The organism is Sphingobium sp. SYK-6, assembly GCF_000283515.1.
GTDB classification, from domain to species: domain Bacteria; phylum Pseudomonadota; class Alphaproteobacteria; order Sphingomonadales; family Sphingomonadaceae; genus Sphingobium; species Sphingobium lignivorans.
The window spans coordinates 1,341,106-1,363,474 of record NC_015976.1 but is presented as its reverse complement, the minus strand read 5'-3'; the positions used below and the strand labels follow the sequence as shown (position 1 = coordinate 1,363,474).

General features: G+C 64.6%; 19 protein-coding genes and 1 pseudogene. 14 read left to right on the top strand and 6 right to left on the bottom strand.

Translation table 11 applies throughout. The annotated features are described in order from the left end of the window. From SLG_RS06120 to SLG_RS06080, 9 genes are all read left to right on the top strand, one after another. Positions 1-909, top strand: coding sequence for a class III extradiol dioxygenase subunit beta (locus SLG_RS06120; RefSeq protein ID WP_014075576.1), 909 nt, complete (start codon positions 1-3; stop codon positions 907-909). Positions 910-1,203: 294 nt separating this feature from the next. Continuing rightward, on the top strand, positions 1,204-2,151 hold the full coding sequence (locus SLG_RS06115) for a Gfo/Idh/MocA family oxidoreductase (protein ID WP_014075575.1): 948 nt from the start codon (positions 1,204-1,206) through the stop codon (positions 2,149-2,151). 180 nt (positions 2,152-2,331) lie between these two features. Then, entirely contained in the window at positions 2,332-2,721 is a 390-nt protein-coding gene (locus SLG_RS06110) for a hypothetical protein (protein ID WP_014075574.1), read from the top strand. A 212-nt stretch (positions 2,722-2,933) separates the two neighbouring features. Further along, entirely contained in the window at positions 2,934-3,959 is a 1,026-nt protein-coding gene (locus SLG_RS06105) for an aldo/keto reductase (protein ID WP_014075573.1), read from the top strand. Between the two features lie 8 nt (positions 3,960-3,967). After that, positions 3,968-4,399 carry a nuclear transport factor 2 family protein gene (locus SLG_RS06100; protein WP_231848766.1) on the top strand — a complete coding sequence of 144 codons (432 nt, stop codon included), beginning with the start codon at positions 3,968-3,970 and terminating at the stop codon, positions 4,397-4,399. Further along, positions 4,396-4,845 carry an acyl-CoA thioesterase gene (locus SLG_RS06095; RefSeq protein ID WP_014075571.1) on the top strand — a complete coding sequence of 150 codons (450 nt, stop codon included), beginning with the start codon at positions 4,396-4,398 and terminating at the stop codon, positions 4,843-4,845. The genes SLG_RS06100 and SLG_RS06095 overlap by 4 nt, the downstream gene beginning before the upstream one ends. 5 nt (positions 4,846-4,850) lie before the next feature. After that, the gene (locus SLG_RS20295; RefSeq protein ID WP_014075570.1) at positions 4,851-5,696 is read left to right on the top strand and encodes a CmcJ/NvfI family oxidoreductase; all 846 of its coding nucleotides are present in this window, start codon (positions 4,851-4,853) and stop codon (positions 5,694-5,696) included. A 69-nt stretch (positions 5,697-5,765) separates the two neighbouring features. After that, complete coding sequence (locus tag SLG_RS06085; RefSeq protein WP_014075569.1) at positions 5,766-6,998, top strand: MFS transporter; 1,233 nt, start codon at positions 5,766-5,768, stop codon at positions 6,996-6,998. 55 nt (positions 6,999-7,053) lie between these two features. After that, complete coding sequence (locus tag SLG_RS06080; protein ID WP_014075568.1) at positions 7,054-8,310, top strand: MFS transporter; 1,257 nt, start codon at positions 7,054-7,056, stop codon at positions 8,308-8,310. 116 nt (positions 8,311-8,426) lie between these two features. On the opposite strand, the gene SLG_RS06075 is transcribed toward SLG_RS06080, so the two are convergent. After that, positions 8,427-9,557, bottom strand: a complete 1,131-nt coding sequence (locus tag SLG_RS06075; protein WP_014075567.1) for a cobalamin-independent methionine synthase II family protein — start codon at positions 9,555-9,557, stop codon at positions 8,427-8,429. A 270-nt stretch (positions 9,558-9,827) separates the two neighbouring features. Between SLG_RS06075 and SLG_RS06070 the strand changes: the two genes are divergently transcribed. Together SLG_RS06070 and SLG_RS06065 are read left to right on the top strand one after the other, a co-directional pair. Beyond that, the gene (locus SLG_RS06070) at positions 9,828-12,329 is read left to right on the top strand and encodes a TonB-dependent receptor (protein ID WP_231848765.1); all 2,502 of its coding nucleotides are present in this window, start codon (positions 9,828-9,830) and stop codon (positions 12,327-12,329) included. Positions 12,330-12,537: 208 nt separating this feature from the next. Then, entirely contained in the window at positions 12,538-13,461 is a 924-nt protein-coding gene (locus tag SLG_RS06065; RefSeq protein ID WP_014075565.1) for a TauD/TfdA dioxygenase family protein, read from the top strand. A gap of 78 nt (positions 13,462-13,539) precedes the next feature. On the opposite strand, the gene SLG_RS06060 is transcribed toward SLG_RS06065, so the two are convergent. The 3 genes and pseudogenes from SLG_RS06060 to SLG_RS06050 all read right to left on the bottom strand — a co-directional run bounded on the left by SLG_RS06060 (position 13,540) and on the right by SLG_RS06050 (position 17,785). Continuing rightward, entirely contained in the window at positions 13,540-14,004 is a 465-nt protein-coding gene (locus tag SLG_RS06060; RefSeq protein ID WP_014075564.1) for a peroxiredoxin, read from the bottom strand. Positions 14,005-14,046: 42 nt separating this feature from the next. Then, positions 14,047-16,785 (bottom strand): annotated as a pseudogene (locus tag SLG_RS06055) (bifunctional [glutamine synthetase] adenylyltransferase/[glutamine synthetase]-adenylyl-L-tyrosine phosphorylase); the annotation flags it as partial. Between the two features lie 73 nt (positions 16,786-16,858). Continuing rightward, positions 16,859-17,785: a LysR family transcriptional regulator gene (locus tag SLG_RS06050; protein ID WP_014075562.1), complete on the bottom strand. Its 927-nt coding sequence runs from the start codon at positions 17,783-17,785 to the stop codon at positions 16,859-16,861. 110 nt (positions 17,786-17,895) lie between these two features. Here SLG_RS06050 and SLG_RS06045 point away from each other — a divergent pair, with 110 nt between their 5' ends. The 3 genes from SLG_RS06045 to SLG_RS06035 all read left to right on the top strand — a co-directional run bounded on the left by SLG_RS06045 (position 17,896) and on the right by SLG_RS06035 (position 21,001). Continuing rightward, positions 17,896-18,594, top strand: coding sequence for a pirin family protein (locus SLG_RS06045; protein ID WP_014075561.1), 699 nt, complete (start codon positions 17,896-17,898; stop codon positions 18,592-18,594). 175 nt (positions 18,595-18,769) lie between these two features. Further along, positions 18,770-19,699 (top strand): hypothetical protein, encoded by a 930-nt coding sequence (locus SLG_RS06040; protein ID WP_148276512.1) that lies wholly within the window; start codon positions 18,770-18,772, stop codon positions 19,697-19,699. 165 nt (positions 19,700-19,864) lie between these two features. Next, the gene (locus SLG_RS06035; protein ID WP_014075559.1) at positions 19,865-21,001 is read left to right on the top strand and encodes a GGDEF domain-containing protein; all 1,137 of its coding nucleotides are present in this window, start codon (positions 19,865-19,867) and stop codon (positions 20,999-21,001) included. Between the two features lie 83 nt (positions 21,002-21,084). Here SLG_RS06035 and SLG_RS06030 read toward each other — a convergent pair whose 3' ends face one another. Next, entirely contained in the window at positions 21,085-21,666 is a 582-nt protein-coding gene (locus SLG_RS06030) for a nitroreductase family protein (RefSeq protein ID WP_014075558.1), read from the bottom strand. 72 nt (positions 21,667-21,738) lie between these two features. Next, positions 21,739-22,173: a DoxX family protein gene (locus tag SLG_RS06025; protein WP_083853332.1), complete on the bottom strand. Its 435-nt coding sequence runs from the start codon at positions 22,171-22,173 to the stop codon at positions 21,739-21,741. Positions 22,174-22,369 lie beyond the last annotated feature (196 nt).

Below are 22,369 nucleotides of genomic sequence, written 5' to 3'. Positions count from 1 at the left end.
ATGGCACGCGTTACCACGGGCATCACGTCCAGCCACATTCCCGCGCTCGGCGCGGCCATCCAGACCGGCACCAGCGACAATGATTACTGGGGCCCGGTGTTCAAGGGCTACCAGCCGATCCGCGACTGGATCAAGCAGCCCGGCAACATGCCGGACGTCGTGATCCTGGTCTATAACGACCATGCCTCGGCCTTCGACATGAACATCATCCCGACCTTCGCGATCGGCTGCGCGGAAACGTTCAAGCCCGCCGACGAGGGATGGGGCCCGCGCCCGGTGCCCGACGTGAAGGGCCATCCGGACCTTGCCTGGCACATCGCCCAGAGCCTGATCCTCGACGAGTTCGACATGACCATCATGAACCAGATGGACGTCGATCATGGCTGCACCGTGCCGCTCTCGATGATCTTCGGCGAGCCCGAGGAATGGCCGTGCAAGGTCATCCCCTTCCCGGTCAATGTCGTCACTTATCCGCCGCCGTCGGGCAAGCGCTGCTTCGCGCTCGGTGACAGCATCCGCGCCGCGGTCGAGAGCTTCCCGGAAGACCTCAACGTCCATGTCTGGGGCACCGGCGGCATGAGCCACCAGCTTCAGGGCCCGCGCGCCGGCCTCATCAACAAGGAGTTCGACCTGAACTTCATCGACAAGCTGATCAGCGACCCCGAGGAGCTGAGCAAGATGCCGCACATCCAGTATCTGCGCGAAAGCGGATCGGAAGGCATCGAGCTGGTCATGTGGCTCATCATGCGCGGCGCGCTGCCGGAGAAGGTGCGGGATCTCTACACCTTCTATCACATCCCGGCCTCCAACACCGCGCTCGGCGCGATGATCCTGCAGCCGGAGGAGACCGCAGGTACACCGCTCGAACCGCGCAAGGTGATGAGCGGACACAGCCTGGCCCAGGCCTGATCGTCCACTAGGGCGGATCGACATTCAGATGATGGCGTGGCGAAAATGGTGGTTTTTCGGGACCCGGAGCGCAGCGTACTCAAGGTACGTGAGCACCGGAAGCCCGGGAAAGCGCCATTTGCAGACCGCCAGCGCTGAATGTCGATCCGCCCTAGCCCTCTCCCCTCTCGAGGGGAGAGGGTTGGGAGAGGGGTCGCCACGCTGCGGCGTGTCAGCCCGCTCCTCTCCTCCCCGCCCCCCTTCCCGGCCCTCTCCCTCGCAGGTGAGAGGGCGCTCATGTGAAAGGACTGCCCCATGAGAATAGCTCTCGCAGGCGCCGGCGCATTCGGCGAAAAACATCTCGACGGTCTCAAGAATATCGACGGCGTCGAGATCGTCTCGATCATCAGCCGCAAGGCCGAGCAGGCCGCGGAAGTCGCCGCGAAATATGGCGCGAAGCACAGCGGCACCGATCTTTCCGAAGCGCTTGCCCGTGACGATGTCGACGCGGTGATCCTCTGCACCCCCACCCAGATGCATGCCGAGCAGGCCATTGCCTGCATGAATGCCGGCAAGCATGTCCAGGTGGAAATCCCGCTGGCGGACAGCTGGGCCGATGCCGAAGCGGTGATGAAGAAGAGCCAGGAAACCGGCCTCGTCTGCATGGTCGGCCACACCCGCCGCTTCAACCCGAGCCACCAGTATATCCACAACAAGATCGTGGCCGGCGAGCTCGCCATCCAGCAGATGGACGTGCAGACCTATTTCTTCCGCCGCAAGAACATGAACGCCAAGGGCGAGCCGCGGTCCTGGACGGACCATCTGCTCTGGCACCATGCCGCGCACACGGTGGACCTGTTCGCTTATCAGGCCGGCAAGATCGTGCAGGCCAATGCCGTGCAGGGGCCGATCCATCCCGAGCTCGGCATCGCCATGGACATGTCGATCCAGCTCAAGAGCGAGACGGGCGCGATCTGCACCCTGTCCCTCTCGTTCAACAATGACGGGCCGCTCGGCACCTTCTTCCGCTACATCTGCGACAACGGCACCTGGATCGCGCGCTACGACGATCTGGTGACCGGCAAGGAAGAACCCGTGGACGTCAGCAAGGTCGACGTGTCGATGAACGGGATCGAGCTGCAGGATCGGGAATTCATCGCGGCGATCCGCGAAGGTCGCGAGCCCAATTCGTCGGTGGCGAGAGTGCTCGATTGCTATCGGGTGCTGGGCGAACTCGAGGTCCAGCTCGAAAAGCAGGGCTGAAAACCTGCACCGGAATGAAACGGAAGCCTTGCCGGAGCAATCTGGCAAGGCTTTTTTCTTGGCGGCAGGCACGCCGTCATTGCATCATGGCGGTGGAACCGTCACAAAGCGACAATAGAAGGCCACGAACATGGCCCCGGCACCCCGACAAGGCGGGCCGCATCGAAGGAGAGGAATGCCATGCGCGCCGGCGCCGTACTGACCGATGCCCTCAAGTCGTTCGCGGCTGTGGAGAAGCGCATCGTCGAGCTTGGCCCCCGGCTCGAACCGAGCACCGCAAGCGAATTCGTGATGCTTCGGCGCGATCTGGTGCTCGAATTCGCCCGTCTGGGCAACGCGCTGGAGACCGACCCGCAGCTCAAGGCCGAGCCCGAGTTGTTGGCTCAGGGAACACGGCTTCTGGCGGCCTTTCGCACCGAAAACTCGCGCAATCAGGCGGATTGGCCAGTGATCCGCGTGCGCGACAACGTCCAACAATATAGGATCGCGGCGCAGTCGGTCGCGCACAGCTCAAGGGCCTTCTGGCAGTGGGTCGAGCAGCAGTTCGACCTTCCCGCTGGCACCCCCTGAAGATATGTCCTGATCTGTCCGCCAATGCGCGCGTCTCATCCCGCGCCAGCCCAGCTTATCCGCCCTTTTCGTGGCCCCAGCCACCGTCGGAAACGTGTCGTCCCTGCGAACGCCCTTCGAGCCCCCCTCTGCGCGGGCGCTTCATCCCCCGCGCAGCGCGTTCCATGCATCCCGACATTGATTTTTGGGATGACCGGGGACAGAAGCCCCGCATGACCTTGCCATCCACGCCCCTCCCCACGCGCCCGCTCGGCGGGATCGCCGTCTCCGCCATCAGCCTGGGCTGCATGAACCTCAGCCATGCCTATGACGTCTCGCCCAGCGAGGAGGACGCGATCCGGCTGCTCAACCACGCGCTGGACATCGGCGTGACGCATCTGGACAGCGCGGCGCTCTATGGCGGGGGCAAGAACGAGACCCTGCTCGCCAAGGCCGTCGGCCACCGGCGGCAAGACTATCATCTGGCGAGCAAGTGCGTCCTCGACCTGATCGACGGCAACCGCGTGCTCGACGGGCGACCGGAGACGATCGCAGGTTCGCTGGAGCGCTCGCTCAAGCGCCTGAACACCGATTATATCGACCTTTACTACATGCATCGCCTCGACCGGAACGTCCCCGTCGAGGAGTCGATCGGCGCGCTGGTCCGCGCGAAGGAAGCCGGCAAGATCGGCGCCATCGGCCTGTCCGAAATGTCCGCGGCGACCGTCCGCCGCGCCCATGCGGTGCACCCCATCGCCGCGATCCAGTCGGAATATTCTCCCTGGGTCCGCAACCCCGAAGTGGCCGTGCTTGACGCATGCCGGGACCTGGGCATCGCGTTCGTCGCGTTCTCGCCGCTGGCCCGCGGGATGCTCGCCGGCTCGATCACGGACACGAATTTCGCGCCCGGCGACATCCGCACCCCGATGCCGCGTTTCCAGGAGCCGAATTTCAGCCACAATCTGGAGCTCGCCCAGCGGTTCAACGCGCTGGCGGCAGAGCTCGATATCGCCCCCGCGCAACTCAGCCTCGCCTGGGTCCTCGCGCGCGCACCGGGCATCATCGCCATTCCCGGCACTCGCTCCATCGCGCATCTCGAGGAGAATGTCGCGGCCGCGCATCTGACGCTGCCGGTCGATGCCATCGCGCAGGTCGATGCCATCTTCGCGCCGGGTGCCGTCGCCGGCCCGCGCTACCCGGCCGGGCCGCAAACGCAGATCGATACCGAACTGCTGCCCGAAGAAACCGCGCAGGCATGAGCATGGCCATGGACGAAACCACCCGTCGCGCGATCGAGTGGGACTGCACCCGGCTCATCAACCAGTACACGCTGCTCAACGACGCGGCGGACTGGGAAGCGGTTGCGGCGCTTTATGCGGAGGATGGGCAAATGGCCCGCCCCAGCGCGCCGGACAAGCCGGTCATCGGTCGCGATGCCATCCTCGCCGCCTTTCTCGCCCGCCCCGCCCGGGCCGCGCGTCATGTCGTCTCCAATGTCGTGGTGGACGTGATCAGCGAGACGGAAGCGACGGCAAAGAGCATCATCCTCCTCTATCAGGGCTCCGCGAACCCGGACGGTGGCCTGCCGATCCGCGATCCGAACGGCCCGCTGATCGGAACCTATACGGACCGCCTGTGCAAGACCACCGAGGGCTGGCGGTTCGCCGAGCGGATCGGCGGACTGGATTTCGCCCCATGACCGACGAGCCGCGCGCGTTCACGCCTTTCCTCTCCCGCCCCTATCGGATCGAATGGGGTCATTGCGACCCGGCGGGCATCGTCTACGCGCCACGCTTCCTGGAGATGTTCGGCGAAAGCACCATCATGTTGTTCGAGAAGGCGCTGGGCGTGCGCAAGAGGGACATGGTGAAGACGCGGGGCGTCGTCGGCTTCCCGATGGTCGATGTGTCGGCCCGTTTCATGCGCCCGGCCGCTTATGGCGACGATGTGGTGCTGGAAGTGGAAGCGCCGGATTTCGGCAACTCCTCCTTCACCATCCGCCACCGCCTGCTGAAGGATGGGCACCCCTGCGTCGAGGGGACCGAGAAGCGTGTGTGGACCGTGCGCGATGCCGAGCGTCCGGGCGGGATGCGCGCCGAGCGCGTGCCCGATGACATCCGGGCCATGTTCGGCTCCGCTGCCTGAGACCGATGGCGCGGGACCAGCTCGCGGCCACCATCGGCTATCTCGCGCCGGATTCGCACATCAATCGCTTCTACTGGGCACCGGACGGGCGGCTTTCCACCGGCCGCTTCGTGGACGTGCCGGTCACGCTGCGAAACGCCCGAACGGCAACCCCGGCCCCGGCGCTGGATACGCATGGTTTCGAGCTGCTGCATCGCCCGTCCTTCGTAGCCGACCCACGCGAGGCCGCCGGCCCGGGAAGCGCCTATGCCGAGGAAATCGTGCGAATCGTGCAGGAAAGGACTGGCGCTGATCTCGTCTTGCCGATGGGCGCGGAGCTTCGATCGAGCGCCGGCCCCGCTGGCCGGATCCAGCGCCCCGCCGCCCGCGCGCATGTCGATTTCGATACGCCGACCGCGCATCGTATCGCGCAGAACCGCTACCGTCGCGCCCGGCCGGATGGACCGCCCTGGCAGCGCTTTCTCATCCTCAGCGTCTGGCGGCCCCTGTCCGATCCGCCGCAGGACTGGCCGCTCGCCCTGTGCGATTTCGAGAGTACGCGGGACGATCCGGAGATCCGCAACGTCAAGATCGACGTTCCAGCATTGCCGAGCGACGAAGAGCTCTCAGCACCCATTCCCGGGGAGGCGGCACTAGGCGCGAGCGCTCTGTTCCATGCCAGCCCCGCGCATCGCTGGTGGTGGTATCCGGACATGCGTCGGGAGGAGATCATCCTCATAAAATTCCATGACAGCGATCATCGCCGTGCGTGGCGCGCGCTGCACTGCGCCTTCGAGAACCGCACCAGCGCCGATGCGCATGTGCGCGAGAGCATCGAGTTTCGCGCGGTGGCCTATTTCACCGGGAAATAGCACTGGAAAGATGCGCGAAACATCTACACAGATAGGAGAATCAGAACAGGCCTGACCGGAGAAGAGGGCGTGGAGGGGAATCAGGAAAGTGCTGGGCGGCGCGGGGCAGGCTATCAGTCCTGGCTCGTCGGCCTGCTCAGCCTCAATTTCGGTATCGTGTTCTTCGACCGGCAAGCGCTCAACGTGCTGATGCCCTATGTTCAGCCCGAACTCGGACTGACGCAGACGCAGATCGGCCTGCTCGCGGGCGGGCTCAGCTTCACCTGGGCCATTGCCGCTTTCGGCATCGGCAAGCTTTCCGACACGATCGGGAACCGCAAGATGCTGCTGGTGCTCTCCACGATCGCCTTCTCCCTCTGCTCCTTCCTGACCGGCCTTGCGTCCAGCTTCGCTTTCCTGCTCGGTGCCCGGCTGCTGATGGGCGCGGCGGAAGGCGGCGTGATGCCGATCAGCCACGCGATGGTGGCCACGGAAGTCTCACCCAAATGGCGCGGACTGGCGCAAGGCGTGGCTCAGAATCTCGGCTCCAACCTGCTCGGCAGCTTCCTCGCGCCGGTGATCCTCATCCCCTTCGCGGCCGCGTTCGGCTGGCGCGAGGCCTTCTTCCTGGCGGGCATCCCGGGCATCCTGAGCGCGATCATCATCTGGTTCGCGCTGGATGAACCAAGGCGACCATCGTCTTCCGCCAACGCCGCCGACCGAATGACGATCAGGCAGGCGCTCGGCACCCGCAATATCCTCATCTGCGTCGTGGTCGGCGTCCTCATGGTCGCGCATTTCGTGACGACCTGGGCCTTCATGCCGCTCTATCTCACGCAGCAGCGCGGAATGGACGGTCCGTCGATGGGCTGGCTGATGGGCTCGCTGGGCCTCGCCGCCGCGCTCTACAGCTTTCTGATCTCCGGCCTTTCCGACCGGATCGGGCGCAAGCCGGTCATGGTCGCTCTGCCCTTTCTCTCCGTGCTGGGGCCGCTGGGTGCGCTCTACTTCGACGGACCGGCCTATGTGCTGGCGGCGATCTTCTTCATCGGCTGGGCCGTGAACGGTATCTTCCCCATTTTCATGGCGACGATCCCGTCCGAGAGCGTCGATGCGCGCCACCATGCCACTGTGCTTGGCCTGGCGATGGGCTCGTGCGAGATCCTGGGCGGCGTGTTCGGTCCGCCGATCGGCGGTGTCCTGAATGATGCCTTTGGCCCCTCCGCCTTTCTCTGGATGCTGATCGCGCTTGCCCTTGTGAGCGGCGTGGTGGCGACCTTCCTGCGGGAGACCGCCCCGGCCCGCGTGGGCGTAAACCCATGACCCAGGGGCAAGGATACCGCTTCTTCCGAACAGGCACTTTCCGGAGGCGAGGTTGATGCGGTCCGATCTGCCCGCCGCGCCGGGCGCCACGCGCTCCCCGCGTTATCAGATCCTTCTCGTGGCATTGCTCAGCCTCAATTTCGGAATCGTGTTCTTCGATCGCAACGCGCTCAATTTCCTGATGCCGTTCGTTCAGCCGGAGCTGCAGCTCACCCATACGCAGGTGGGGGCGCTGGCAAGCGGCCTCTCGCTCACCTGGGCGCTGGCCGCTCTGGGGATCGGCAAACTGTCGGACATGCTGGGCAGTCGCAAACGCCTCCTGATCCTCGCCACCTTTGCCTTTTCGCTCTGCTCCTTTCTCAGCGGCCTCGCGTCCTCCTTTGCCATGCTGCTGGGCGCACGACTGCTGATGGGCGCTGCCGAAGGCGGCATCATGCCGATCAGCCATGCCATGATCGCCAGCGACGTGGCGCCCGAGCGTCGCGGCATCGCGCAGGGCGTGGCGCAGAATCTGGGCTCCAGCCTGCTGGGATCGTTCGCGGCCCCGGTGCTGCTCGTGCTCTTCGCCGAAACATTCGGCTGGCGATCGGCTTTTTATCTTGCCGGCATTCCAGGGATTATCAGCGCATTGCTGCTCTGGTGGCTCATCGATGAAGCCGCGCCGCCACCCCGCGCCCGGCCCGGAATGATGGAAGAGAAGCATGGTACGCTGCACGTGCTGCTCCGTCGCAACATCCTCATCTGCGTGGTGCTGGGCGTGCTGCTGGTTTCCTATCTGGTGATCTGCTGGGCCTTCATGCCGATCTTCCTCACCCGGATGCGCGGCTTCGCGCCTGAGACCATGGGCTGGTTGATGGGCACCCTGGGGATCTCCGCCGCCGTCGCGAGCTTCGCCGTGGCAGGGCTTTCAGACCGGATCGGCCGGCGACCGGTTATGATCGCCATGCCCTTTGTCGGCATCATCCTGCCTTTGGCTGCCATCTATTATCATGGCCCCGCCTGGATGATGGCGCTGCTGTTCTTCATCGGCTGGTCCATGAACGGCATCTTCCCGATGTTCATGGCCACTGTCCCTTCGGAAAGCGTCGACCCGCGCCATGCTGCCACGGCGCTTGGCCTGACCATGGGCGTGGCGGAAGTGCTGGGCGGCGTCTTCTCGCCTGTGCTCGCGGGGATGGCCGCCGACGCCACCGACCTTTCCGCGCCTCTCTGGATCATGCTCGGCCTCGCCATCGTCTCGGGCGTGGTGGCGATGTTCCTCGACGAGACGGCTCCTTCCCAGCTGAGAAAGAAGGCGGCGGCAGCGGCCTGAGACCGGCCACTGGCTTGGTAAAGAACGAGGGGGGCAAAATCGGATTTGCCCCCCTGCAATTCCCGGTAATTTGTGTCGCTACCGGGACCTATTCTTTACGCAAACGCCGCGCGTCGTCAGATCCGCGCAGCAGCAATGCGCGCGCCTTCGCTGAGCGCGGCAAGCTTCTTCCAGGCAACTTCCGGGTCGATCTTTCCGTAGCCGGCAAACGTGCCGAAGCCGCAGTCCGTGCTGGCTACCACGCGCTCGGGACCGACGAACGCCGCAAAGCGCTCGATGCGTTGCGCGACGAGTTCCGGATGCTCCACATAATTGGAGCAACTGTCGATCAGGCCCGGTGCCAGAACGACATCGTCCGGCAGCTTCGCGTCGCGCCACACGGCCCATTCATGCTCGTGGCGCGGATTGGCGCCCTCGAACAGCAGCGTGCCGGGGCGCGCGCGCAGGATCGTCGGCAACACCTTCGCAAGATCGATGTCGCAATCGTGCGGCCCTTCATAATTGCCCCAGCAGATATGCATCCGCAGGCGATCGCGCGGCAGTCCTTCTGTCGCCGCATTGAGCGCCTCGACATTCGCCTCGGCCACTTTCACGAAATCCTCGTCGGAGAGGTCCTGGTAGCCCGTGTGACGGGACATGGCGAGATCCGGGCAATCGAGCTGCAGATCAAATCCCGCGGCAATGATCGCTTCATATTCCGGACGCATCGCCGTCACAAGATCGGCAAGATAGGCCTCGTGAGTGGGATAATAAGCGTTGGGCTGGAAAGCCGTGATCAGCCCCGGCGAAGCCGCGTTCATGAAACCGCGCACGCCGTCGCCCTTGCGCTCGATGGCTTTCGAGAAGCGGGCAATATCCTCGTGGCAGGGGTCGAGATTCTTGAGCTTCACCTGGGAAATGCAGGAGGCGCGCGTAAACTCCTGATCTCCCATGATCGCCGCCAGCTTCTTTCGCAGGTCTGGATAAGGCGCCAGGTCCAGCGCGGGCTTGCGGGGACTATGTCCGCCAAAACCTTCAAGACGCTCGATGATATATGTCGAATAGCCAACCTTGCCCAGTTCGCCGTCCGAAACGATCGTGACGCCGGACGCGACCTGTCGCTCAACGGCCTGATCGATCGCCGCCTGAACGACCCGGTCGAATTCCTCGACATCATAAGGCTCGCCATGGTCACGGGCGATGAGGAGCGGCGTGAGCTCCGGGCCACGAGGCAGACTGCCGACATGCGTAACGCCAATATCAATCATCTGAATGAAATCTCCTGAAGAAGGGAGCGACTGGATCCCCACAGCAAACGAGAGCGGCCCTGCCCGTGCGGGTCTTGCGACATGCAAGTTTTATTGATTTTGTCCATTTCATCGCGTGAAAACGGCCTTCCGAGCACAGCCGTGTTACTTACTAGACACATACAGCCATGCTAGAACAACAATAGTCGGCGAAAGTCCAGTTCGAGACAGCAATATTGCCGACAAAAGAGGAGAGGGGATATGCGGGTTCAACACGCATGTAGTACAGCTTTGCTTGCGATTTCCACTGTTATCGCGGCACCGGCGTGGGCTCAGGGGGAAAGCACGCCACAGGACAATCCTGGCGCCGATCCCACGGATATCATCGTCACTGCGCAGTTTCGCGAAACCCGCCTGCAGGACACACCCATCGCCATCACGGCCGTGAATGCAGCGATGCTTGAGCAGCGCGCGCAGACCAATGTCTCCGACATCGCCGCGCAGGCGCCCAACGTCACGCTTCAGCCGCAAGGCCAGTTCAATGGCTCCGGGTTGGTGGCCTTCATCCGCGGTGTCGGGCAGGTCGATTTCAACTATGCGCTCGAGCCGGGCGTCGGCATCTACGTTGATGATGTCTACTATCCGACCGTCACCGGCTCGCTGCTGGACCTCATGGATCTCGACCGCATCGAGGTGCTGCGCGGACCTCAGGGCACGCTTGCGGGCAAGAACTCCATCGGCGGCGCGATCAAGCTGTTCTCCACCAAGCCGGACGGCAGCGGCCGGGGTTCCTTTCAGGTCACCTATGGCTCCTTCGACCGCGTGGAAGCGCGCGGCTTTGCCGATTTCGCGATCACCGACAAGCTGTTCGCCCGTATCGCCGGTTCCGCGCAGAGCCGGGATGGTTACGTCACCCGGCTCGATTATGGCCTGACGCATCCCGGCTCGGGCGTGCCCTCCAACAACAATACCGGCAAGGGCGTCGAACTGGGGACGCTGGGCGGCAAATCCTATGTGGCCGGACGGCTCTCCCTGCGCTGGCTGCCCAGTGAAACCGTCGAGATCAACATTGCGGGCGACTATACGCGGGACAATTCCGAGGCCGGCGCGTCCGTATTGCTGCACGCCGCATCCGATGCCAACGGCCAGAATCCGTGGATCGATCCGATCACGGGCCTCCAGGTCACCAATCGCACGGGCACCAATGCGGACGGGCAGCCCTGGGTCGCGAACACCATCACGGGCGCACCGATCCTCTATGACTGCAAATTCGTGCCTTATGGCCGCTATAGCTGCGACACGCCGCCCGCCGGCTATGATCGTCGCTTCATCAGCTACGAGACATTCCAGGACCAGATGGCGCCGACATCGCAGTCGCCGTACAAGCCCTATGCGGTCAATCCGATCCAGCATTTCAACGGATGGGGCGTTCAGGGAACGATCGACATCGAGCTCGCGCCGACGCTCAAACTGACGTCGATCACCGCTTATCGCCGCTATGATTCCTCATGGGCGCAAGGCGAGGATGGCTCTCCCCTGCCAAGCCAGCAACTGCTCCAGACCCTGGAGCACAGGATGTGGAGCGAGGAAATCCGCCTCAACGGCAGCCTTGGGGAAGGGCTGTTCGAATATACACTGGGCGGCTTCTACCATGACCAGGACGGCTCGCTGAACGCGCGTGTCGACCTCAATTATGCGGGCATCGACTTCATTCACGGCCCCGACAGCACGCCTTCGACGTCCAAGGCCCTTTATTTCAACGGCACTTTCCATGCGACGGACGCCCTCAACATCTCCGGCGGCATCCGCCACAGCTGGGATGAGAAGACATATACCTATTTCCGCAGCAATCCCGACGGGACCATCCCCGGCCCCCTCCCCTGCGCCTTCTTCCTTGGCGCACCGACGGCCGGCCCCACCGGCATCGGCAACGATCCCAACTGCCTGCTGCTTGGCCTCTATGACGTGAGCGACACGTTCAAGGGCGAGCGCACCGACTGGCGCGTTGCGGCAGACTATCGCTTCTCGGAGGCAGCCATGGTCTACGCTCAGGTCACCACGGGCTACAAGGGCGGCGGCGTCAACCCGCGCCCCTTCTTCGGGCCATCCAGTCCCAACAATCAGCTCAAGGCGTTCAATCCCGAAACGCTCACCACTTATGAAGTGGGCTTCAAGACCGATCTGTTCGACCGCAAGTTGCGGCTCAACGGCGCCCTGTTCTTCAACAAGTACAATGACATCATCCTGACGCTCTCCGCCTGCCCGATCTCGCCTTGCCTCCAGCCGAACAATGTCGGCAAGGCAGACGTGAAGGGCGTGGAACTGGAGTTCACGGCACGCCCCTTCGACCACTTCACCATCGATGGTTCGTTCAGTTATCTGGACTTCGAATATACCGAACTCAACGGGACCGAAGCCGAACTGGGCGGTCTCACCCTGGACATGATCACGCCCTATACGCCCAAGTGGAAATGGAGCGGCGGCATTCAATATGACTTTCCGCTCGGCAGCGACACGCTCACGGCTCGCCTGGATGGCGATTATCAGTCCCACATGTATGCCGAAGCGATCAACGACCCGCGCTACAACAAGATCGATGGCCGCTTTCTCATGAATGCGCGCCTCGCTTATCGCACAGCCGACAATGACTGGACCTTCGCGCTGGAAGTGCGGAACCTGACGGACAAATATTACTACACCTCGCTGTTCGACCAGCATTTCAGCTCGAGCACCGTCTCGGCCGGCGTCGGCCTGCCGCGCACATGGGCAGCGACGATCAAGCGCAACTTCTGATCGGTTCAAATCAGGGAGGGAGGGGGCCGGAACGCGTTTCCGGCCCCATTCTCATGTGCGGCCCGTCTCGATGAGCATATTTACAAATGGTTCGGCCTTGAATTAATAGAAGACACATAAATAGGGCGGAAGCCTCGCGGGCGCAGGGACGGACGTGGACGCTGCGTCTGTTCGGGCATGCCAGAACGCGAAACGCAGGAGACGAGCCATGGAAGTGAGGAAGCTACACCCCGTTTTTGGCGGCGAGATCATTGGCGCGGATCTGTCCCGGGAGCCGGACCCGTCCCTCGTCACGTTCATCGAAGATGCGATGAGGCAGTACGGCATGGTCTGCATTCGCAACCAGCACCATATCAGCGATGCCGACCATCTGCGCTTTGCCCGCGCCTTCGGTCCGCTGGAGCTGCCGCCGGGCTATGCCGCGCGAAAAGATCAGCCGGGCCGCATGGCGCCCGAACTCTATGATGCGTCGAACCTCGATGCGAACGGAGAGATCGTCGATCCCGCCTCGCTGCGTGCCAAGTTCGCGAAGGGCAATGAGATCTTCCATGCGGACAGCTCGTTCAACGACATGCCGAGCAAATGGTCGATGTTGCTCGGTCACATCGTCCCGCCGGAAAAGGGCGACACCCAGTTCGTCGATCTGCGCTATGTGTATGAGCAGCTGCCGCAGGAGACCAGGGACAGGATCCAGGATCTGGTGGCGGAGCACAGCTTTCTCGCAAGCCGCATCAAGGGTGGCGTCGACCCGGAAGAGACCGAGCGTCTGCGCCAGTTGATGCCGGGCGCCAAGCAGCCGCTGGTCCGCATCAGTCCCGACGGCCGCAAATGCCTGTTCGTCGGCAGCCATGCCTATCGCGTGGTCGGGATGGATGATGCGGAAGGCGCGGCCCTGATCGAGGAATTGCTCGCCTTCGCCAGTCAGGAGCGTTTCATCTATTCCCACAAATGGAAGCAGGGCGATCTGCTCATCTGGGACAATCGCTGCATGCTCCACCGCGGCACGGAATTCGATTACGCAACTTACAAGCGTGATCTGCGGCGGGCCAATGTGAATGAAAGCGGCGAGGAACGATCCGCTGTGCCCACCTCCGCATTGGTGCCGGACGCGGAACCCGCGCCCACCATGTGAAGGCGCGGACGCGGGTGCAGCGGCTCTTCATGGCCGCTGCCCGCGCTCCCCCTCAGGGATCCCTTGAATCCACCGTGCTCAGGCGAGCGCCTTCACGGCTTCCAGCACCTCGGCCGCGTGACCCTTCACTTTCACCTTGGGCCAGGCCCGCACGATCTTGCCCTGCGCGTCCGCCACAAAGGTGGCGCGCTCGATGCCCATATATTTGCGCCCGTACAGGCTTTTCTCCACCCAGGTCCCGAACGCCTCGCATACGCTGCCATCGCCATCCGAAGCGAGCGTCACGGCGAGGCCACGCTTGTCAGCGAAACGCCTGAGCTTTGCCGTCGGGTCCTTCGACACGGCGATGACCGGCACGCCCAGCCCCGCGAACGTCTCCGCGAGGCCGGTGAAGTCGATCGCTTCCGTCGTGCAGCCGGGGGTGTCCGCCTTTGGATAGAAATAGACCACGAGCGGCTTGCCGCGATAGTCGCCAAGGCGGATCGGGGTGTCATCCGCCCCCGTCAGCGTGACGTCCGGCAGCATGTCTCCTTCGCTGAGCATTTCCTGTCCTTTCCCTGCATGATCGGGTGCGAAACCGGCCCCTTATGCGGCGGAGACTTCCACCAGCCGATTCCAGTTGGTGCCGATGACCTGCCGCGCTTCTTCGATTCGGGCAAGCAGGGCGGCCCAGTCGTCCGCGCCGCAGGCCCGCGCCACGAGCCAGCGGCTTTCCGCGGCCGGTTCGGTGGAACTGGGCGTCACCAGCCGGGAAACGACCAGATAACGCGTGAGCAGGTCCGCCGCGCCCACCAGCCGCTCGTCGAGCAGGCCGGCGCCCGTCAGTTTCTTCAGAGCGATGTTCAGGCTGGGCGAGAAGCCGGTTCGATGCGTGAGTTGCGTGACGTGGATCAGGAACTCGAGATCGACCAGCCCTCCCTGCGCCAGCTTCACGTCGAGCGGACCGGCAGGCGGTTTATGCTGCGCAATATCGCCGCGCATTTTCACGGCGTCGCGCCGCAGGGCATCCGGGTCGCGCGGCCGCATCAGCGCCTCGTCAATGATCCGTTCCAGCTCGGCCCTTGCCGCGGGAGAACCGAAGACGGGCCGTGCGCGCGTGAGCGCCAGATGCTCCCATGTCCACGCGCTTTCGGCCTGATAGCGGGCGAAGCTCTCGAAGCTGACTGCCAGGGGCCCCTGATTGCCGGATGGGCGCAGCCTCGTATCGACTTCGTACAGGGCACCGGCCGCAGTCGGCACCGAAAGCGCATTGATGACGCGCTGCGAAAGCCGGTTGTAATAGAGCGTTGCGCCGAGCGGCCGGCGACCGTCCGATTCCGACCGGTAATCGCCTGTGAACAGGAAGACGAGATCCAGGTCCGAGGCATGGGTGAGCAGTCCGCCACCGAAGCGGCCGAGCGCGAGAATCACCAGCTCGCTGTCCGCCACGCGGCCATGCGCCTGGGCGAATTCCGCGATGGCGGCATCGGCCAGCACGTCCACCGCCGCTTCGGCGACGCGGGCATAGCCCCGCCCCACCTCCAGTGGATCGACCTCGCGCGAAATGATCTGCACGCCGAGCGCAAACCGCCGCTCGCTCACCACGTGGCGGACATGATCCAGCCGTTGCTGGAAGTCCTCGCTCGTATCCCGCGCGCGCATGTCCGCGACGAGCACGGGCACATCAGGCGGAAGATCGAGTGCGCTCGCGTCGATCAGGCCATCGAAAAGAGCGGGTTGCCGCCCGAGCGCATCGGCGAGCGCCGGCGTGTGCGACAGAATGAGCACCAGCAGTTCCGCCAGCCCGGGCCGGGCAACGAGCAGCCGCAGCAGATTGACCGCGCTGGGCAGGCCGGAGATGACCTGATCGAGCTTGTTGAGCGCATTCAGCGGGGCAGGCGCGTGGGCGATCTCGCGCATCAGCTCGGGGAGAAGTTCCTCGAGCGCTTCCCGCGCGGCCGTGCTGCGCAGCGGGCGCAGGCTGCCGTCGCGCCACCGGGCGATGCGTTGCACGAAGGGCTCCGTATCCTCGATGCCCATGTCGTGCAGGCGCGCGGCGAGCGCACGCTCATCGCCGGGCAGCGCGGCATCGCTTTCCGCCTCCTCCCCCACAAGGCCATCGAAGATCAGGCCCGTGGCGTCCACATGGGGCACCAGCGCGTCGAGCAGCTCTTGCCCATTCGCCAGCCCCGCAAGCCGGGCGACGTTCCCAAGCGCGCCCGCTGAATCCGGCAGGCTGTGAGTCTGGCGATCATCCACCATTTGCAGCCGGTGCTCGATCGTCCGCAAGGTCACATAGGCCGCGTCCAGCTGCGCCACCGCATCGGGCGGGATCAGCCCGGCATCGCCAAGCGCCCGCAGGGCGACGCGGGTCGCAGGCTGGCGCAGCGCGGGATTGCGCCCGCCGTGAATGAGCTGATGCGCCTGCGCGAAAAACTCCACTTCGCGGATGCCGCCACGCCCGCGCTTGAGATCGAAGCCCGGACCGAAGCGCTGGCCGCTGGCATAATGCGCGCGGATGCGCCGCGACACGTCGCTGATCGCGCGGATGGCGCCGAAATCGAGGCTGCGTCGCCACACGAACGGGCGGATGGCCGAGAGGAAGTTGCGGCCCAACGCGAGATCGCCCGCAGCCGCCCGGGCGCGAATGAAAGCCGCCTGCTCCCAGCCGACCGCCGCGCTCTCATAATAGGAAATCGCCGCGTCCACCGGGAGGATGATCGGAGACACTTCCGGCGAGGGCCGCAGCCGCAGATCGACGCGAAACACATAGCCATCGCCAGTGCGCTCGGACAGGAGCGCAACCAGTCGACGAGCAAGGCGCAGCGCCGCTTCCTGTGGCTCCTCGCGCCCGCGCGTGGGGATCGTCCGGGGATCGAAGACAAGGATCGGATCGATGTCCGAGGAATAATTGAGCTCCCGGCTGCCATGCTTGCCCAGTGCGATCACGGCGATACCGCGCGCTTCGTCTTCGGGATAACGTTCGGCGAAGGCTGCAGCGAGCGCATCGCCGATCGCCTCGTCCGCAAAATCGGAAAGATGGCGCGTCACCACGTCCAGATCCCACGCCCCCGACAGGTCAGCCATCGCGGCGACCAGCGCCACGGCGCCGCGCCGCGACCGCAGGCGCCGATCGATCGGCGCCTCAGGCGCGAGCGAACGCGCGGCCTGCCAGGCCTCATCCAGCGCGCCCGCGCCAACGAGAGCGACGAGATCGGGATGAGAGGCGATCAACCGGGCCAGGAAAGGCGAGCAGGCCTGTGCCCTTTCCAGCGCATCGCTTGTCTCTGCCTTCATGTCCCTCGTCCTCTCCGCATCTTTCCTCCGTCGCCGCCCGCGCTCGTGGTTCGGGCCGACCTAGCGCCCGGCCCGGGCGGCGACAAGCGGCGCGGCCGCCGGATGCCGCCCTCCCCTGCGTTCACACGTCCGGCAAGATGCCATGGTCGTCTTCGGCGCCGAGATCGATGAAGCGCTGCATGAGCCACGACGCCGCCGGGCCGGGCGGTGCATCCCGACGACTGATGGCGGAGAAGCGATAGAGGCCGCCGGGCGCATCAGGCAGTGCAAGGCGCACCAGCGTGCCGGCCACGAGGTCGCTCTCCACCATCGGCAGCGGCATGTTGCCCCAGCCGATCCCTTCGCGCAGCAACGCATGCTTGGCGCCAAGATCGGAGAGGCGCCAGGTATGGGCACTGTTGACGGCGAAGTCCTGACCCTCCGTCAGTGGCGAGCGATCGGCCAGCACGAGCTGGACATGCTCCCTCGCGGCGCCGGGCAGCAGGGTTTCTGCCCTGGCCAAAGGATGGTCGGGCGCCGAGACCGGCACCAGCGCCACGGAGCCGACGGCACAGCGCTCCAGCCCCTCGATCTGCGCCGCGACCGGACCGGCGATGCCGAGGTCTGCCCGCCCCTCCAGCACCAGCGCCGCCACCGCCCCCAAGCCCTCGACATGAAGGCGGAGAGACACGGTCGGGAACTGCGTCCGAAAGCTGCGAAGGATCAGGGCAAGCCGTTCGGCGGGCAACATCACATCGACCACGAGACTGACTTCCGCTTCCAGCCCTTCCAGCAGCCCTTTCACCTTGGCGCGCAAGGCGTCGATCCCTGTCGACACGGTTCGCGCCTCGGCAAGAACAGCTTTTCCCGCGGGCGTGAGCTGCGGTTTCCTCGTCCCTTCCCGCTCGAAGAGGCTGAGGCCAAGCTGCGCCTCAAGATTGGCGATGCCATAGCTGATGACCGATACGGCCCGGTTGAGCTTGCGCCCCGCGGCCGCGAAACTCCCCGTCTCGACGACCGTCAGGAAGATGCGGAGCTGATCGAATGTAGGCGTGCCAGGGTTCGACATTTCAATTTTCCAGAACGTTCCCGACGAACTTATCCGACTTATCCGGACAAGCAAGCCGCCTTATCTCGGCCTCAAGCGGACGAAACCCCGTCCCACCGAGGAGACCCGAGATGATTGAACTGCGCCCCTTTGAAAGCCTTGGCGGCGAGAACCATGGCTGGCTGGATGCCAAGCATCACTTCTCTTTCGCCAATTACCAGGACCCGCGCCGCGTGCACTGGGGCAATCTGCGCGTCTGGAACGACGACACGATCCAGCCCGGCACCGGCTTCCCCCCGCATCCGCACCGCGACATGGAAATCATCACTTATGTCCGCAAGGGCGCGATCACCCACCAGGACAGCCTTGGCAACAAGGGCCGGACCGAAGCGGGCGACGTTCAGGTCATGTCCGCCGGCACGGGCATCCGTCACTCGGAGTACAATATGGAGGATGAAGTGACGCAGATCTTCCAGATCTGGATCATCCCCACCCGTGATGGCGAGCAGCCGAGTTGGGGCGCACGCCCTTTCCCCAAGGCGGACAGGGCCGGCCAGTTCGTGGTGCTGGCAAGCGGCTACGACGATGACGACGATGCTCTGCCGATCCGCACCAATGCCCGCGTGATCGGCGCAACGATCAAGGCCGGCGCGACGCTGGACTATCCGCTCGGCGCGGATCGCAAGGCCTATCTCGTGCCCGCCACCGGCGCGGTCGAGATCGATGGCGTGCGCGTGAACGCGCGCGACGGCGCCGCGATCGCGGAGCTGGACAGGTTGCGTATCACCGCGATCGAGGACAGCGAGATCGTGTTCGTCGACGCGGCCTGAGAGGTCGATGCCGGGCGATTGGCCTGTCCCCTCCCCCGCAGGCCATGTCCCGGGAAGAGGCGTCCCCCGCGGGGGGCGCCTCTTCACTATCCTGCGGATACTGGCGAAGGCAGCCGAAAGGGGATAGGCTGAGACTATCCACCGGGAAACACGAAAGACGATGATGGCCCTCGACATGAGGCAGGCGCTGAAACTGATGGCCATGGGCGCCGCTCTTTTGGGCAGCACCGCGTCCGCTTCGCAGGACAGCCCCGGGGGCAACGAGCGCGGCGAAAGCGACGACATTCTTGTGACCGGCGCGCGGCAGACCCGCGAGGAAAGCCGGAAGGCGGCGGTCGACTTCCTGAGGAAGACCGGCGCGGCGACGACCTTCAAGCAGGTGGCGCGATGGGTGGAACCGGTCTGCCCGAGGGCCTTCGGCCTTTCATCCGAACATGCAGCGCTGGTTGAAGCGAAAGTGCGGGCGATTGCCGCCGACGCCGGCGCGCCCGTGGCACCGGCCGAGTGCAAGGCCAATATCGCTATCACCTTCACCATGGATGGCGGACGCTTCGTGCGGACTCTCTCTCGCCGCGCGCCGCGGCAGTTCACCCGGGTGTCGCCCGCCCGCATGCGCGAACTACGCGAAGGCGAGGAACCGGTACGCTGGTGGTATGGCGATGCCATCCAGGCGAAAGGTACATCCGGCAGCGGCGACACCCCGGCGCCATGGACCGGCGGGGAAGGCGGAGGCAGCGGATCGGCTCTGCCGCTGGTGGACGGCGCACCGTCGCTCAGCCAATATAGTTCCAGCCTGATCTCCACCGGCGCGGTGCGGGCGCTCGTGCAGGCGACCGTGGTCATCGATGTATCCAGGGTGGAAGGCTTGCCGCTGGATACGGTGGCTTCCTATGCCGCGATGGTCTCGCTCGCCGAGATCAATGCCCTGGACGACCCGCCCGCCCAATCCATCCTGGGTCTCTTCGGAAGCGGCCCCAATGCGCAGGCCGTCACGCAAGAAGATGCCACCTTCCTGAGCGCGCTTTATGCCCTTCCCCTCGATCGCCTGCCCCGGCGCCAGAGGGGTGCGCTCATCCGGGCGATGACTGAGGACCCCGGCGGCTGACGCTGCGGAATCGGCTGGTCGCAGAAACGCAGCTGAGGTAAAAGCCTTAAATATTTCGACACCTTGACCCGTTACCACGATGTCGAACCATGCCCGCACCCCGGTCGCAGCGTCGACGGTTTTCAGGCACTGCCATCTTGAAGAGTTGCAGACGCATCCACTGCCATGAAGAACCGAATCCCATCCAACCGTGCGGTCCCCGAGGCTGTCGAAATCGAGCTGATCCGCAGCCTGTTTCACGCCTTCCTCCCGTCATCGATCATGACGCTGGGTTTCATTGCCTCCGGGGTGGTAGTCTATACTCGCACGCACGACGGCATCATGCTGGGCCTGCTCGTCGCCGGGGCATTCGCATCCATGGCGCGTCTGCTGGTCGCCTGGCAGCTGGCGCTCCGAGCAGCCGAACCGCGCCTCACGCTCAACGAGGCCCGCTGGCTCGAGCGCCGTTTCGCCATCCCTTATCTGAGCTTCGCCATCCTGCTCGGCCTGTTTGGCGTGCGTGCCTTCATGCTGCCCTTCCCCGATATCCACATGCTCACGATAGCGCTGCTGATCGGCTACTGCGCGGGCGTGGCGGTCGGTATCGGGCTGCGGCTGTGGATCGCGGTGCCGAGCATGCTGATCTCGACGGTCCCGGCCATTCTCGTTGCGCTGCTCCAGCAAGACGCGATTTATTGGGTCATGAGCGCACTCGTCGCGGGATTGCTCGCGGGAGGGACGCACAGCCTGCACAGCCGCCATGGCCGGCTGGTCAGGGACATCGGCCTGCGCCTCGCCTTTGCCAATCTCGCGCGGAAGGATGCGCTGACGGCGCTGCCGAACCGCATCGCCCTGCGCGAATGGTATGAGGAACGCGTGGCGCTGGGCGGCGCCGGTCTGATCGCGGTGCACTATATCGATCTCAACGACTTCAAGCCGGTGAATGACAGCTATGGTCATCCCGTCGGCGACGCGCTGCTCACGATCGTGGGCAAGCGGATCATCCGTTCCCTGCGCGAGACGGACATCGCGGCGCGCCTGGGCGGCGACGAGTTCGCGGTCATTCAATATGGCATCAAGAATGCCGAGGAAGCGGAGAAGCTGGCCGGGCGGCTCGCCGAAGCGATCGCGCGGCCGTTCCAGATCGGCGAGCACACGATCAGCATCTCGACGGGTCTCGGCTTCGTCGTGGCGGACGGACGGGAGGAAGACCTGGAGCATCTGCTCGGCCTCGCCGACCAGGCGCTCTATGCCAGCAAGCGCGCGGGGACGATCGTCCAGTATGAAGCTGTCGAGGCGCTGCAGTCACGGGCGGTCGCCTGACCCGGCCCTGAGCAGCGGCAACGCGCCCCGCTCCTCCGGTGCGCCCGAAGCGCATTCCCCGAAGGGAATGCGCCAGTCTTTGCTCAGGCGACGAACTTGCCGGGATAAGCGATCTCCACCAGCGGCTTGCGGTCGCTGGGCACTTCCCGCTCGCGCAGGCCTTCAGGCAGGATAGAGGGATCGGTCGCGCGGCCGATCGCGGCGGCGGCTTCCACGCGGAAACGCTCCGGCACCGCCAGCAGATCGCGCGCCTTGTCGAAATCGATGCCGGTCATGCCGTGCGCATGATAGCCCAGCATGTGCGCCTGAAGCCCGATCTGCGCCCAGGCGGCGCCGGTGTCGAAGCTGTGGCTGTGCGAGGGATTGGCACTTTCCGGCAATTGCATCAGCGTGTCGGAGACGAAGAACAGCAGCACCGAGGCATTCTTCGCCCAGCTCTGGTTGAACGGCACGAGGATGGACAGGAAGGTCTCCCAGTTCGCATCGCCATTCACGGCATAGAGGATGCGCCAGGGCTGGTAATTATAGGCGGACGGAGCCCAGCGGCCGGCATCGAGAATGGTGCGCAGGTCCGCGTCCGGAATGGCGCTGCCATCGAAGGCGCGCGGGGACCAGCGATCGAGAAACAGTTTGTCGAGCGCAGTGTCGGTGGTGCGGTTGGTCATGATGGATCTCCGGGAAATGGGGCAGCGCGCCCGCCTGCTGGAAGCGGGGCACTGCCGGTGGTGATGGATGGTTCAGCGGCGGGCATCGAGGGCGAGCGCGCCGGCGCCATGGGCGACCAGCTGGGCCAGGCCGCCGGCGATGGCGATATTCTTGAAGAAATGGATGAACTGGTTCTGGTCACCGATATCCGCATGGAAGAAGATCGCGGTCGCGATCGAGAACAGCGCGAGCGCGGCAGCGGCCAGACGGGTGCGATACCCCACGACCAGAAAGACGCCGCCGACAATCTCTACAAGGATGGCGATGGCAAGGGCAAGCTGCACGAAAGGCAGACCAACCGCTTCGATATAAGCGATGCTCGCTTCCGGCGCGGCGACCTTGGAAAGGCCGCTCAGGATGAAGATCGGGGCAAGCGCAAGACGTCCGGCGAGGGACAGCCACTGGACAGAACAGGACACCCCAATACGGGGTTCAGGCCGGGGGACCTGAATGGAGGATGTGGTCATTGGAAACTCCCTGTTCGAAAGGCGCGGGAAGCACCGCTGAACGCCTTCTAGCGCGGGAGTTCTTGCCGGATCAGTGCGATAAATCGAGACACACTTTTCAGGAAAATAGAAATGCCCGCGTGCCGAATTGGCAGATTTCCGCGGGATTTCACGAATCTGCGGGCCGCCCTCCCTGCCTCAGTCGCACAAGAGCCTC